Genomic DNA, 16,971 nt, shown 5'->3' on the forward strand with positions numbered 1-16,971 from the left:
CTTCTATAAAGTAGGAGCATTATATACAAAATCTAAACTATCTCTATCTGAATTATATTTAATTTCATATTTTTGATAATTAGGTTTTGCATTAGCTATCAAAGTATCTATTTTATTAGAAGAATAAGTAGTTGTAGTACTAGAAGAAGAATCCTCGATTTCTGCTCCTATAGATGGTTTTATTTTCTTTAATGCACCTGCAACTATCATAATATCTAAATTAGTATTGTTATCACTAGTTACTTCTATAGAATTTACATCAATTATTTTAAAAGAAACAATTACATTTTCTTTAGTTATTTTATCAATACAAGCTACTATTGGTTTGTCTGAATTAAGATTATGTGTAACAGTTGCTTTGTACATAGAATCTTGAGAAGTCCAACTAACTATTTCACCAAAGAATGTTTCTCTGCCAACATTTCCCCGTACTTGTTGGTCTGTATAAGCCTTTGCATCATTTAATGCTTTTGTAGCCTTAGCTTGAGAGCCTTCTGTAGTTTCTTTAGCACTCCAATCAGTAAGATTTCCTTCTGTAATCTTATCTAATGTAGCTTTATTAGTATGTGTGTGAACACTAGAAACTCCTTGTTCTAATTGTGTAATTTTATCATTTAATACTTTACCTTGAGCAGAAGATAAAGCATTTGTAGTACTTTCAGAAGTTAATACGTTTTCTACTTCAAATAAATCTGTTATTTCAGATTTTGTATGAGTATGCGTTCCTTCTGCTTTGCTATCCCAACTAACAACTTTGCCATCTGTAATTTTAGCTAATTCTGTTGCATTTACGTGAGTATGTGCTTTACCTTTTAAGTCAGCAACATCAGTTTTTAACGTTCCTACTTCATTTTCGGTAGTATCATATTCTCCCCTTAAAGCATTTACTTTATCATCTATAACTTTACCTTGAGCAACCGATAAGGCATTTGTTACAGAATTAGAAGTTAAAGCATTTTCTACAATAAATAAATCTGTTATTTCAGATTTAGTGTGTCTATGTGTAGAAGGTTCAAATGTAGAAGGTTTATTTTGTATTCCACTCCAATCTATATTTTTAACATTGGCACTTAGTGTTCCATCTTCTGTAACAGATAAGCCTTCACCTACTTTAATACCACCAAGTTTAGTAGTACTAGCTATTGTAGGGTTAAATTCAGTAGGTCTATTTAATATACCTTCCCATTCAACACTATCTGCTTTACCACCACTAACAACATTAACAGTACCATCAGGTTGTTTTTCAAAACCTACACCTATTTTAATACCACCTAATACAGAATCACTTGCAATAGGTAAAGTATAAGGAATTGGTTTATTAGTTAAGTCATTATAATCTCCACTAAAACCTTTTGGTAATGGTAATCTGAATTTTTCTACATTTTCAGATTTAAAAACAATTTCTTGCCCTTCTATACTAACATTATCTAATTTAATATTAGTCCATTTATCTTTATCTTCATCAGTTACAAATCTATGAGTTGCATCTTGAACTATTATACTTGCTTGATGTGTTTTAGGGTGTGTATAATTATTTGCACCTTCTGATATTCCTTTTAACTTAGTAAAATCTTCTTTACTCATAAATCCATTAGTACTATCTGTAGCTATATCGTGTATATGAACTTTATCAGCTTTTTTAGCTAATTCTACCCCAGTTGCATCTAAAATATCTTTGTTATTTTTATACGCAGTTGCTAATTCTTCTATGGTATTTAATTCTTCAGGTGCAAGTCCTACTAATTCTTTAATTTTAGTATCTGTATAACCTTTACCTTCTACTAATTTAGTATCTGTATATTTCTTAGCTTCTGCAAGATTAGTTGTTGCACTATTATTTACTTTAAGTATTTCTGCATCTGTATATTCTTTACTTTCATTTAATTTAGTATCTGAATATCCTTTTAATTCGGTTTTAACTTTACCTAATTCTGTATCAGTATAACCTTTCGCAGTAACTAAATTAGTATCTGAATATTGTTTAACTTTAACTATTTCTGAATCTGTATGAGCATTAGCTTCTGTTAATTTACCATCTGAATATTTTTTAGCATTATTTAATGCTTCAGTAGATTTTGTATCTGTATATTCTTTACCTTCTGCTAATTTAGTATCAGAATAAGTTTTAGCTTCAACTAACTTTTGGTCTGAATAACTATTTGCATTATTTAAAGTTTCTAATGTTTTAGCATCAGTATATTTTTTTGCAGTATCTAAATTTGTATCTGAATGAGAATTTGCTTTAGCAACTTCTGTATCTGTGTATTGCTTAGCTTCAGTATGTTTAGTTGTTATTGTTTGATTTAATTCATCTTTAGCTAAATTTAAAGCATTAGTTTGAGCATTATCCTTTTGAGTAACTAATTCAGTTAATTCTGTTTTAGTATTTTGTAATGCTTCTGTTTGTGCAGTATCTTTTTGAGTTATTAAATTTGTTAATTCTTGTTTAGCAGTATCTAAAGCACTACTTTGAGAAGAATCTTTACTATTTATTAATTCTGTCAATTCTGTCTTAGTTGTATCTACTAAATTTTTATGTTCAGTATCTAAATCAGAAACTTCTCCTCTTATAGTTGTTGCAGTAGTATCAGTATAATTTTTTGCAGTATCTCTAGTAGATTTTAAGAAATCTCCTACAGTTATACAAGTTGTTATACCATTTTGTTGAAGAATTAACTCATCTAAATCTTTTTCTGTATCTGTTTTAGTTAATTCAGATATATGTTTTATACCATAATCATCTAAAGAAGTATCGTAACAAAGTAAAGAATTATCTTCTACTTGTAAAAAACCTCTATCCATTGGAAGTGTATTTCCAAAATCAGGCTTATCTTTTACTTCATAATCAAATGGTGGTATAGTAGCTATAACCACTCTACCTTTCATAACTTTTACATATATTTGATATATCCCAACTAAATCAGATATATTCTTATTAATTCTAAAATGTATCTCATTATCAACTATTGGAACATCCATTAATTTTGTTAGTTTTCCGTCAGGTCTAACTATTTCAATCATAGCTTTACAATCAGAAGTAAATACATCTACTTCTCCATTAGGACTTCTATCAAAATAATAATTCCAATTGTCAACAGCAATTTCAAATATCATACCCGTATCACCTTTATAAACATAAGGCTTAGTACTCAATTTGACATCATCTTTTTTAACTTTTACAGTTAAATCTTTTGCAATATATGAATTATCTATTGGCAATATAAATCACCCCTTTATTATTCTTGTATATCAGTTTCTAGTAATTCCTTATCTTCTAATTCTTTTTTTAATCTAGCTATTTCTGTATCTTTTTCAGTTATAGCATTTTCTAATTTTCTTTTTTCTTCATCTAATTGCATAGCTAAAGTTTCGTACATTAAACTTTGTTCAGTTTTCTGTACTAATTCCCTTACTGTTGTTTCGTGTAATCTCTTGTAATCTAATTCCATTATTGATTTCCTCCATTTTTAAGATTATTTATTTCTGTTTCTAAAGTTTCTATTTTGTTTATTGCTACTTGTAATGCTCCTGCAAGTACTGATACATAACCATTAAGACTATAAGCTAAATTATCTGCATCATCTTTTCTTAACACTAAGTTCTCTACACTAGTACCAGTTATATCTTGAGCTACAAAACCTAATTCAGTATCTACATTCTGAGCATCATATAAATCTCCATAATATTTCTCATTATAGTTATATGTTGTTAATTTAAGGTCTTTCTTTACAAAGTTATATAAATCATTTGTTGTTATAGTATTTTCTATAAGCAATTTATCCCCATTATCTTTATTGTTGTTTAGGTAATGTATATTCTCCTTTAGGTTTATATCCGAAGAACTACTCATTTTTCCATAAAAAGTAGTTGCGTATGCTTCACTCCATTTACTACTTGATGAACCCAAAGATTTACTATGACCATCTAAATCACTTCTCATTAATATAGCACCTCTACCATTATCGCCTATAGAGTTTACGGTAACTTGGTAAGCATTTAGATATTTACCATTAGCATTATAAGTAACTATATTGTCACCACGAAATTGTATTGCATCATTTGTAATTTCAAATATTCTAGCTCTACCACTACCATATCCTGATTGATATACAGCAAACCAATTTGTTGAAACCCTTATATAATTACTTCTATCCCATTGAAGTCTTATAGAATCACCCCAACCAGTATGATTTTCATTTGTAGCGTCTATAGCACAGTTACCATTAGCTGAATCTCCAAATAAACTTATAATAGGATAATGACCTGGTGGAGAAGTTAATTTATCACAAGCTAAAAATCCATTCCAAAGAGTTCCATATTTACCATTTACTTCAAAATTCGTTTGTAGTATTCCTTGATTTTGTAAACCTATAACTATACTATTTGCATTTTGCCTAATTAAAGAGCCAAATTCACCTTCTGTAACAGCTAATTTTATTTCATTAGATAATTGAGTTATAGTTGATTGTTGTTTAGCTAAACCATTTGTATTTTGAGTAACTTGTGTTTGTATTCTATCAGCTGTTTGTTTAAATTCAGAAACTTGTTCAGTTAAGCCATTCGTAGTTTGAGTTAGTGCAGTTAATTTAGCACTATTTTCTCTATTAGTTCTAACATATTCACCTTTAAAAGTTTGAATTAATGTTTCATTATTTTCGGTTTCATTTCTTCCTATAGCTTCTATAGCCAAACTTGCTTGTTTAGAATATTCTCCTATCGCAAGAGTATATTCTTCAAATGCTTTATTTTTTTTATTTTTATCAATATCGTCTAGTATTCCATCTTTTTTAAGAATATAATCTATAATAAGTATTAAATTTTCATATTTCTTAGAATAACTTTCATAAGCACTTTGAAAATCTTTATATACTTTTAAATACCACTTTTTATCAGGATATTTAGAACTAGTACCTTCTACAGTAACTGGTGGGTAAACACCTTTTTCGGCATAATCTAAATCTGTCTTATTAAATTTACCTAATATAGAATTGTATTGATTATCAACATCTACTTTTTCTAAAGATAGAGATTGTAAATGTTGTCTAATGGTTATTTTCTCTGCTTCTGTTAATATTCCATCTTTAAATACATCGTTCATTGATTGGTCTAAAGAACCTAAAGAATTTGTTAAATCACCTATCTCTTTAGCTAAATTTTCTTTTGCATCAGAAGTTTTTTTACTTCCTATTAAATCTATTGCTTGTTGAGATATATCTTTTAACTTAACAGATTTGTCAGTATAATCTTTATATGCTTGTTCAACTAAATTAGCACCTATGCTATTGTCATATTGTTTATCATTAGTCATTTTATCTATAACATCTCTAACAGTTGTCATTAAAGAATTGTAAGAAGTATCATAATGACCTTTAGCTTCTGAAAGTTGTTGTTTAAGTCCAACACCCTCTTGAGCATTTATTACAATAGAAAATGGACTAGAATTAACTTCATTTACACCATCAGAAATTTGTATAATTCCTTCGTGTGTACCTTCTGTTAAACCTAATCCATTATATACATATTTATTATCTACCGATATTGGTTTGATAATTTCATATTCATTTGTATCAATTTTTAATTTGTGTGTTATTAAATCTGTTTTATCAATATCTGTTGCAGTATAAGATATTCTGAATCTACCTTTATAACTTGTTTCTTCAACTGTTACCTCAGATATTTTTGGTGGGGTATTTACTATCTTAGGTATAATTATTTGAAATACAGAAGATTCTGTTTCAACACTTCCATCAGAAACTTTTAAATTACAAACGTGAGTTCCATTTGATAAACTTGTACCATTATAAGTATAAGTATTTTCAGATTTAATAGGTGTAATTTGTTTATAACCTTCATTATCTATTTTAAGATAATGAGTTAAATCTTTGCTACTATCATCAGTAGCTTCATATACAATTTGATATACACCACTTTGATTTACATTTTGTATTTTTATGTTGCTTATTGTTGGTGGGTTATTTGAAGATGGCGATACAAATTGTACTGTAAATAAATTTGAAGTTTGAGAATGTCCTTCAGAATCTGTGCATCGTATATAACAGTTCTTTAATTCTGAAGTAGCTTCTACATTAACTGAGAATCCCGTTAAGTTTCCAACTGGGGTTATCTCTTTATAAAATACACCATTGTTAGTACTTAATTCGTGTTTCTTAATTGTTGGCATACCTTCAATAGCATAAGTTAATGTATAAGCACCCTCAACATTACTTACTTGGTTTTCAATATTTTTAATACTCCAAGCCATTTATTCATATCACCTCTCTTATATTAAATGTGGGTTATTGTATATCTCATTATATACTTCATCTACTTCTTTCTTTTCCTTTTCAATTTGAAGTAGTCTATCATTTAGACTTTTTATTTCAACTTCATCTAATACTCCGTCCTTAAATGAAGTGTTCATTTCATCTTTTAATGCTCCAAGTGCGTTATTAACATCGCCGAACTCATTATTCATTTCATTTTTAAGAGCATCATTTTCTTTTGTATTAATATATTCAACTACTTTTTTAGCATTATCTAAGAATAAATTTAAACTTGCAAATAATTTTTCTTTTGCATTTTTTATATCATCTTTATCTTTTTCAGTAACTAATTCTTGTTTGGCTAAAATTCCTTGAACTAATTTCTGTAAAGCATTATAATCAGTAATATAAGTATCATAAGCATTTTTAAAATCAGTTTTCTTTTGTCCGTCAAGAGATTTGTTATTGTAATATAATTGAAACTGATTATCAATATCTACTTTTTCTTTTTCAATATTTTGCATATCTAATTCAATATTTCTTCTTTCAGTTTCATCTATCACATTATCTTTGAAAGTAGTATTCATTTCATTATTAAGATTATCTAATTCATTTCTAACATCATTCAATTCTTTTTCTGTATTCTTTTTAGCTTCTTCAATAGCTTGATTATATTTGTTCTTATTTAACTCATCTATAGTTTTATCCATAGTAGTTTTAAAATTGTTTAAAGAAGTAGCATAATTTGTAAATGCAGTATCAACTCTAAGTTTTTCTGCATCATCTGTCATATTATCTGATATAACATCTTCTACGGTTTGAATTAATGTTTCGTGTTTATTAATATAATCTTCATAATCTTTAGTTAATGTTGCTCTGCTTACATCTGAAATCATTGGGTCAGCTTTATATTTATCGTACTGATAAGTTATATCTTTTTTCTCTTTCTCCAACTCATCAAGTCTTTGTTTCATTATTTTTTTCTCTGCTTCGTCAATTATTCCATCTTTCAAAGCATTACTAACATAATCTTTGTAAGTATTTAAAGCATTAGTAACATCATTAACTTGTTGTTGGAACTCAGCTTTTAAAATACTTGTTTGATTTTTCATATTTGTTATGGTTTCAGTAAATGTTTCTTTAACACCATTAACAGTATAATATATATCAGCTATATATTCTGTTAGCATACCTCCTGAACCTAAGAACACTATATCATCTAATGTTCTTTTTAAAGAAGTTATTGCAAATTCACATTTACCGAATAAGGTAACAACAGTAACATCTTCAGAAGGCACAATAGTTCCATCTGATATTATTGTTTCTGTCATATCATATAAATTTTTCATAGAATTTGTTAATAATGTTTTTCCTTGCTTTATTGCATTAAGACTTTCTGTTTGTCCTTGTGCTTCAACTAAAGCAATAACAGTATCTAATTCTAAATATAATTTAGCTTCTTTATTTTTTAACACTTCTAAATGCGTAAGTATTTTAGGCTTTTCAACTTCTTGTTCTATAATAGTATCGTGGAAAAAGTCTGTAAAATCACCTTTAGCAATACCTAGACTTGCAGTTAAATCTATAAAAGATTTATTTAACCTTTCTCTTAAAAGTACTAATTCTGTATTATCAGAAAATTCCTTTTGAGTTTTCTCTAAGGATAATCTTATACTATCTGCATTTTGTTTTATTTGAGTAATGCTTTCAGTTATACTTCCGTCTTTTTCATCCCATTTACCTACAGTAGTATGTATTCCTTCAACATCTATTTCTATTGCTGTAACTCTATCTCCCATAATTTCATCACTATCGTGGATACCAATTATATCTTTTCTGATATTTTCAATAGAGTTACCATCATAAGAAACTGTAAATCCCTCTACGGGACTTTCTACGGGTTGCGACATACCTTTATCATTAAGCATTATTAAAAATCTTCTTAAACTTGTATTGAGTAAAAGATTATCTGCTTTTAAAACATAAGGGTTATCTGCTTCCCAATAAATATATTTTTTATCTGTGTAAAAATCTTCTACATTATATATCTTATCATTATAAGTTACGATAATTCCCGTTAATCTTATATAATGCGATGTAGGTGAATTATCAAATACTCCCAATTAAATCACCTCTCATTAAAATTGTTATTTTTATAAATCTACTTTTTTGTTTAATACTTTTTTATAAGCATCAAAATATATTTCATTCTTATCGCCATTATATGTAATTTCATAATACATACCATCTTCTATTGGTGTTGATAATAATGCTTTGTTATTTTGTAGAGTTTTACAACTCCAAACAACATAAACATCATCTACAGATATTCTATTATCATTTGTATATTCGTAAACTAGTTCTCTTGCTTTTTCTATAAATATTTTTTCGTTCATATTAAACACCTCTTATAATTTATTGTATTTTTCTCTCATTAATAAATAGTTTTTAGCATTTAAACTTCTTGCAGTATATTTAGCATCTCTTAATAAATCTGCAATATCTCTTGCATTATCACTAGATTTCTTTTTATTAGATAATGTTAAAGATAATTCGTTTTCAGAAAAATCTTGGGTATATTCTGTTAAGAATATGAGTTCTTCGTGTTTTGTTTCTTTATCATATAATATAATTATGTCACCTAATCCAATAACACCATTCCAATGTTTTCTAAAATCATTGTCTAATAATCTAGCCATAAAATTAATTACAGATATAGAAAAAGAATTTGTAGGTCTACATATTTTCTCAAGTTTAAGTTTCCCTGCTTCTATAAAGTCCTCTACTCTTAGAAAAGAATCTTCTTGATATGTGTCCGTAGATACAAATTCTTTTAATTCATCTAATAATGTTGTTGTAAATATTAATTTTCCGTTTTCATCTGTTGCTGTTTCTTTTTTACATAATAATGTAATATTAAGTATAGCTTCATCTAACAATGCTATCTCATCTTGCAATTTTTTAATTTCATTTTTATATATTGTTTCTTGGTCTATATATTCAGCTTTTTTAGTAACCCATAATGCTTCATTTACAGAATCTTTAACAGCATTGTAACTTTTAATCATAGAATCACAAGCTATAATATTGGCTTCTATATTAGCAAAATCTCTTTGTTTATCATATAATAAAGATTGTTTTTCTAATTTTACCTTTTGTAATTCATTCCATTCAGGCGTTCTTATTTCTACCATTTTGTAATATAATGCTAAAGCATCTATTAATTCATCACTCATTTCTCTATTCTCTATATAATAAGAGAAATTTTCTAAAAATGAATATCCTGTAACAGTAGCACCAACAATATCCATTTCTTCATCACCTATTAATTCAAGCCTAGTTGTTATATCACTACTATCAGTTTTTTTAGTTATTTCTGTAATATATTGGTCTTTAGCTAAGTATAAACCTAATCTTTCACCATAATTTTTCTCACTATATAAGTTTATAGTTTTATTTGATGTATTAAAAAATATAAAAGCATTAAATTGTTCTGCTATAGTTTTATGTAAATAATCATACCAATTTGTATTTACGCTATCTTGCCACCTTATATTTTCTTCTTTATTTATACTCCCATCTTCATTAGTTGTAATAGTATAAGCTATATTTTCTTCTACATAACCAACTCTCCAACCTGTTTGTTCATAGAGTAAATCATTTAAAGAAAATATATTATCATCAAGATTAGCTGTGAATAATCTTACATATGCTTCTTCAAATTTAATATCTATTTTTTGTAGTTTAATTTCTTTAGAAAAAGCAGTTATTACTAAATAATCTTCACCTTTATCTTGGATATCCTTTATTATAAAAGCTTCATTATTCAATAAAATTACTCTTTCATTTAATATTTCTTTATACAAAAAATATTCTTCTTTTTCAAATGTTATTCTATTTTCTATATACTTAGGAATAGTTAATTGTAATTCATCTATATCATCTAATTTTCTAGTAAGAAAATCTACATATTGTGGTGGTATCATTCCAATTACTTTTCCTGATGTATTAGTTAATATATAAGAATAATCTTTTTTCATTTCTTTTAAATATAATTTGTTTTCTATAATTACCACCTACTTTATTTATAATAAAAAGAACTACCTGACAAAAAGGTAGCTCTTTTAATTTATATATCACTATTTTTTGTATCTGCAAACCAAGTGCCTTTTAATACTTCTTTTTTTGTATATTTAGGATTATAGTGTTCTACTTCAACTCTTAAATATTCATCATCAAATTTTCTAACTAAAAGATAATGGTCTTTAAATTTATATAATAAACCTTCAGAATTTAAACCCGTACTATCAAATTTTTCTTCAATATATTCTGCACCATTATCCTCTAAACTTAAAATTATTGAATCATATATATCTTCTAAATCTCTATATGATTTTTCATACCGTTCGTATTCGGTAAGATTCTCGTCAAAATTATAATCAACTGCACGATAAGTTTCTTCTAAATAAGTTATATTTTCTTTATCGTCAAAAAAACCTATACATCGATACCATTCTAAAGGTATATCATCTAAACTTAATGATGGTGAATTGGCTTTTATATATCTTATATTAATACGAGAACTTCTATTATCATTAGACACCTCATCACCACTAACAGGTCTTTTTTCTTTATTTTCATAATCATAAAATTTCATTTCTGTCATTTTATTTCTTAATTCTTTTATATTGTCATTCCAGTCTATATTATAACAAAAATTTTCATTAGATTTTGTAGATTTAAACAAAAATAATCCACCTATAAAAAGTATTATTATTGTTAATATTATAAATATATTTTTTTTATTCATAACTCCTCCAATATTAACAACAAATAGACTATATTTTTCTTAAAATTTCTCTGTTATTTCTATCTATAGCTTCATTAATAGTACGTTCAATTTGTTTTATATTATTGTTATCTACATTACCTTGAACAACAACTAATGGTTCATTATAATTTATAGAAGTACCTAAATTTCTACTATTCGTTTCTACATTTCTACCACTCTTAGTGTAAACATCATTAGTATTAAGACTTCCTAAACCAATGTTATCTAATATATTAGATAATTTACCTGCAACATCTGTAGCAATTTCAAGATTAGTTATCCATTCTGATTTTATTATTGCTCCAGTAGCTGAAAGACCTTCTTCCCATTTATCTATATATTCAAGTAAAGCACTTTGTAAATTTTTAACTTCACCGTCTATACCTATAAACAGTCCATTCTTAATTGCTTCTTGAGCCTTTTTAAGAAGTTCTTCATCAGAGAATTCTTTATCTAATCTATCTTTTTCATCTTCTGCACCTTGTTCAAGTCTATCTTCTTCATCTTTAAAAGCGTTATCAACTTGTTGGTCTATTCTATCTTGAGTAATTTCATCAAGTTTTTTCTTTTCTTCTTCTAACTGCTTTAATAATTCTTTAAGTTTTTTCTGTCCTGTTAAAGAAGTATCTTTTCTAGCGTATTCAATTTGTTTTTCAAGCTCTTTTACTTTATCAGCTTGTTCATTAAAATCATTTTTATAATTTTGTTCTTCTCTAGCACGTTTATAAGCATCTTGTTCTTTTTTAAGTGCATCTAGTCTTTTTTCTAATTCTTCATCGATTAGTTTTTTACGTTCTTCGAGTTGTTTTTTATACATATCTATAATTTTATCTTCAAGCTCTTTGGTAGCATTAAGCTGTTCTTTATAGATATCTTTTATTTGATTTGTAAACTCAGCTAATTCTCTTTCAGCTTCAGGAATTTGTTCTAAATATAAATCAAAATATCCATCTACTAAACCTTGAATAGTATCAAATTCTTTAGAAGTATCTTTTAAATGATTCATTTGTTCAACAAAGTTTTCTATATCGCCATTAGAATTAAACTTGAAACCATATTCTATAAGTTTTTCTTTTGCTGAATTTTGTGCAGATTGCATAACAGTTAAATTATCTCTTAAAGCACTTTGACTTTGTTTGATTAAATCTATTTGTTTTTGCATTAAATCTAATTTTTCTTTACCCCAAGCGTGTTCCATTTTAACATCTAGCATATCTAATTGGTTAGTTAATTTTTGTAATTCTTTGTTAACATTTTTAAATGCTGATTCTAAACCAACTACCCATTTTTCATATTCTATTTGTTTAATTTCTAATTCGTTTTCTTCTATTTGATTAGAATCCTCTACTATAGAACTTTCTATATCAAAAATATCCCCATAAACAATTTTGTTAAAGGCTTCCATTAATTTGATAAGTTCTTCTATTTCTTTTTTACGTTTTTCATTACGCTTACTTTCTTTTTCGGATGCTTTTTCACTTGCTTCATCAAGCTTTTCCATCTCTCTTTTTAATTTCAGCATAGTTTCTTCGTAGTTTTGAATATTATCATCTTTTGTAAATTTGATACCTTTTTTCTTTAATTCTTGTTTATAGATATCTTTTTCTTTTTTCTTTTGTTTAAGAAGTTCTTCATTAAGTTTTATTCTTTTCTTTAACTCAGTATTTTGTCTTTGTAAAAATGATATCCTTTCACTACCAACACTATTATCCAATCTCTTATCTAATACTTCTATACTATGAGATATCCTAGCAATAGTATTATCTAATTCTTGTAATCTATTAATATCAAATTTTAAAGCATCTAATATATCTTTTACATTATTAGTAATAGATGTTAATACAACAGTAGTTCCTTGTTTTATAATATTACTTAACTTTTCTGTCCGTCCTACTGTATCTTTGATAATTTTATTTATCATTTCGTGCATTAACATAGATGCTTCTTTAAGAGGTTCTGTCCGTTTTTTTACTTCTTTTTCATTATCTTTAGAAGAACTTGCTCTAGTATTTACATTAACAACTTGAGAATCGTCTATAGCATTAGGTTCATCTATAGGCATTATACCTTCATTATCATAAGTAGTTGTAACAGTTCTAGTTATATTATCAATACTTTTCTGTGGCTTTCCACTAGGTTTAGTATTAGTAATAATATTCTTTGTAACTGTCATACTAGCATGGAATGTTCTTCCACCATAAGATTGAGCTTTGCTTACTAATGCACTAATTTTTGAATATGCGTGTGCAGTATGGGCAATAAAACTAGCGTGATATGTTTTACCACCATATGCTTTACATTTAGAAATTAAAGCTGTTATCTTTTGGTATGCTTGAGCAGTATGGGCAATAAAACTAGCGTGGTACGTCTTACCTTTATATCTTTCAGCATTTTTTATTAATCCTGTAATGTTTTTACTAGCTTGTGCTGTGTTAGAACTAAAAGTGACAGTTTTATTTCCTACTTTAGAATTAAATTCTTCTACTTTTCTTATTAAGCCACTTATATTTTGCCGAGCTTGAGCAGTATTAACAGTTATAGTCTTACCTTTAATACTATTTAATGCAGTATTAACTTGATTAATTCTTGTAATTAAACCACTAATATTTTTCCGAGCTGTTTGTGTTGCTACAGTAATAGTAATTTTTTTACTTTTTAATTTTTGAATTTTACTATTTAAATTATCTATAGCTTTTGAAGCATCTTTTGTATCTATATTAGCTTTAGTATTACCTTGTTTATCTATCTTTTTAGTAACTTTTACTTCTCCACTAGTAGTTGGTTCTTCTAATTTTTTCTTTTCAGAATCATCTACTAATAATTTAACCTTAGATTGAGCTTCAGGTGGTAACTTTTCAATTAATTCATCTACAGATTTAATTTTAGATATTTCTTCTTCTGTTAATCCACTATCAGTTAATATATTTATATATTTATCTATTTGGTCTGGATATTCAGTAACTAATTGTTTAAATAATTCAGCACTCATAGGATTATTTTCTAAATAATCTATAAGTATTTGCTTATGGGTATCATCTAAATTTACAAAAGCTTCAAAATCTTCTACACCTATTTGTTGTAATTCTAAATAAGTAGTAATTTTTTGTCCTGCTTTACCTTTTAAAGAATCTAACTCTTTTTGTAAATTCTCTAAATCACTACCATTTTCTATACCTATATTATATACTAATTTTGCTTCATCAGGAAGGTTTTTAATACCTTCTTCCATATTTTCTACACCCTTAAAAGCATCTGCATAATTAGATACAAAATTAGTTCTTTTTGATTCAGGTATTTTACTAACAGCTTGTGCTAACGAATCTATTTCTGTTTTTGTACTTAAAGAAGAATTTTTAATTCCTTCAAATGCTTCTTTTCTAGTTGCACCAAATGTTATTTCTTTAAAAGCATTATTAATAAGATTTTTCTTTTCTTCAAGCCCATCCGTATTAAAGATATCTGCAACCTTGATTTCTCCTTGAGTACCTTTAATACCCTCTAAATCATTAATACCAACTAATTGTTTTAATTGTTCAGCTGTATATTCTGTTCCATCAGCCATTTTAATTCCAACTGTTATTTCTTTTTCACTTATATCTCCATCTAATATTTTTTGGAGATAATCTGAATCTTTTTGATTTGCCACACCACCGTGTTTTACAACTTCATTTAAGAAAATAGTTACTGTCTTTTCTATATCGCTTAAATTACCATCTTTTACAGCATTTGCAACATAATCATTAACTTCTTGTGATAAAGAATTTCCACTCTTTGTGAATTTAAGAATTGTATCAACATTACCTTCTGCTATTAAATCATCTAATTTTATAGCATCATCATATTGGTCTACTAAACTTTTTGCTATAGCATCTGTTTCCACATCTTTTAATTCTTTATTAAATGCTTTTAATAAATTAATTCTGCCCTGTGCTTTTTCATCAAAACCTGTAAACATTTGCGTAAAGCCTTTTTTTACAGTATTGTAATCTATACCAGTTAATTTTGAAAATTGTCTAGATAAAGAATCAATTTGTTTAATATAATCTGATGTACCTATTTTATTACCAGCAAATGCTGAATTAACATCATTTAATTTATTTATTATATCATTAGCACCTTTACCTAATTGTGGATATTGGTTAATTATTTTGTCTATTCCAACTTGCCATTCACTAAGTTCACTATCATTCAATTCTCCCCAATCTAAAGAAGAAATTAAATTATTGATATTACCTTGCCGGTCTGCTTGTAGCTTTTGATAATTTCCTTGATTTTGAAATTTTGCTAGTTGTCCTGATTGTATTTCATTTTCTAATTGTGCTGTTTTTTGATATTCTTCATTAAATTTCTTTTGAGAATCAGTTAGTTGGTTTTGTAGTTTAGTTCGTTTATCAAAATATGAATCTACATCAGTTGAATTTAAAACACTTAAATTATGTAATTCTTTTGCACTATTAATCATAGAATCATAATTATCTTGTGTTTTACTTTCTTGAGTTACTCCTACTATATTTTTTTTATGCAATTCTTCTCTTGCACTATCACCTAAACTTATAGCTTGTTGTTTTCTTTGAGATTCTAATAAGGCTATTTGTTCTTTAGTCTTATTAATTAAACCTTGCATACTATCCGTCATAGCAATAATAGGATTACCCATTTCATCATAACCTGCAACTAATTCAGGGAACATTTCAGCTAATTCTTGTTTCATTCCCATTAGTTCTTCCATTTCGGCTTTTTGACTATTAGACCATTGAGATTTATCTATTTTATTATATTGTTGTTCTTTTTTAATTAATTCATCATATCTATTAGCATTTTGTTGCATCCAATTAAGATTACTTTTATGTGCTTGACTTTCTTGTTTTATAGCTTCTGTTTTTTCTTGTATAGCTTGTTTCTGATTTTCATATTTATGTGCTATAGAATCATATAAGCCATATACTGCTCTAGCACCTAATTCTAAAGCCATTCCTACACCGAAAGACATTAAAGCATCTTTACCAATAGAAACTAAAGAAGAACCTACAGATTTTATGCTTTCTTTAAAACCTGTTATTTTCTCTTTACCTTTTTCTACTGCATTACCGAATCCTTGAGAGAATCTGTTGCCTATATTTCTTGATTGAGTTTCTATATCTCTATTATTTCTCTCAATACCCTCACTAATGCCTTCTATTGTTTCAGTACCTATTTCAATACCTTGTTGTCTGGAATTTTCGCTTAAATCTTCCATAACAGTTTCTACAGAAGTTTCAGGTGTATTTCTTCTTTCAGTTTCATTATCTATATCTACATTTGTAGCGTTCTCTGTAGCATTTCTAATTCTCTCAGAATCTGTTTCTGTAGATGTTGCTGTATTAGACATATATGTTTTTAATTCTTCTAATTGTGATTTTATATTGTCTAAGTTTTTAATTTGACTTATAGGATTTTTTTCTTCTAGACCAAATGCTTTTGGTATATTTTTAAGCATTGATATGGTAGCAAATAAACCACCTGTTAAGCCACCTTTTATTTTAGATAAGGCATTTACTATTTTATTAATAGCTTCTGATATTGCAATTAAACCATCTAATGCTCCATAAGCAAAATCAGAATTAACTATTGTAGAAAAAGTATCTACCCAAGTTTCTTTTAATTTATTTAATTTACCATCTAGTGAATTTACATATTGTTCATTTTCCTTTTGTGCTGATTGGAAATGTTCACCACTTGCAAATCTTTGTTGTATTTCTTTAAAAGCATCATAGTTTTGCATTAAAGATTGGAAAACTGTGGCTTGTTGTTTCGTTATTTTACTTCATAGGTTTTTTATCCTATTACTTCTTATAATTTCTTATAAGACAAGCATATATTTTCACCCTCGTATTACGT

Annotated in this window: 8 protein-coding genes; all 8 read right to left on the reverse strand. The window is 27.1% G+C overall.

Annotated features, from left to right (window positions below):
• Positions 1-3 precede the first annotated feature (3 nt).
• Positions 4-3,219 carry a hypothetical protein gene (locus ACK2WN_RS02195; RefSeq protein ID WP_416154699.1) on the reverse strand — a complete coding sequence of 1,072 codons (3,216 nt, stop codon included), beginning with the start codon at positions 3,217-3,219 and terminating at the stop codon, positions 4-6.
• A 17-nt stretch (positions 3,220-3,236) separates the two neighbouring features.
• On the reverse strand, positions 3,237-3,449 hold the full coding sequence (locus ACK2WN_RS02200) for a hypothetical protein (protein ID WP_416154700.1): 213 nt from the start codon (positions 3,447-3,449) through the stop codon (positions 3,237-3,239).
• Positions 3,449-6,262: a hypothetical protein gene (locus ACK2WN_RS02205; protein ID WP_416154701.1), complete on the reverse strand. Its 2,814-nt coding sequence runs from the start codon at positions 6,260-6,262 to the stop codon at positions 3,449-3,451. The genes ACK2WN_RS02200 and ACK2WN_RS02205 overlap by 1 nt, the downstream gene beginning before the upstream one ends.
• Positions 6,263-6,280: 18 nt before the next feature.
• Positions 6,281-8,386: a hypothetical protein gene (locus ACK2WN_RS02210; RefSeq protein WP_416154702.1), complete on the reverse strand. Its 2,106-nt coding sequence runs from the start codon at positions 8,384-8,386 to the stop codon at positions 6,281-6,283.
• 30 nt (positions 8,387-8,416) lie between these two features.
• A complete protein-coding gene (locus ACK2WN_RS02215) occupies positions 8,417-8,659 on the reverse strand; it encodes a DUF6275 family protein (protein WP_416154703.1) in 243 nt (80 codons plus the stop codon).
• A gap of 12 nt (positions 8,660-8,671) precedes the next feature.
• On the reverse strand, positions 8,672-10,303 hold the full coding sequence (locus ACK2WN_RS02220) for a hypothetical protein (protein WP_416154704.1): 1,632 nt from the start codon (positions 10,301-10,303) through the stop codon (positions 8,672-8,674).
• 89 nt (positions 10,304-10,392) lie between these two features.
• A complete protein-coding gene (locus tag ACK2WN_RS02225) occupies positions 10,393-11,073 on the reverse strand; it encodes a hypothetical protein (protein WP_416154705.1) in 681 nt (226 codons plus the stop codon).
• A 28-nt stretch (positions 11,074-11,101) separates the two neighbouring features.
• A complete protein-coding gene (locus tag ACK2WN_RS02230; protein ID WP_416154706.1) occupies positions 11,102-16,855 on the reverse strand; it encodes a hypothetical protein in 5,754 nt (1,917 codons plus the stop codon).
• Between the last annotated feature and the right edge of the window lie 116 nt (positions 16,856-16,971).

Origin of the sequence: Peptacetobacter sp. AB800 (genome assembly GCF_047807365.1) — a bacterium.
Classification (GTDB): Bacteria; Bacillota; Clostridia; order Peptostreptococcales; family Peptostreptococcaceae; genus Peptacetobacter.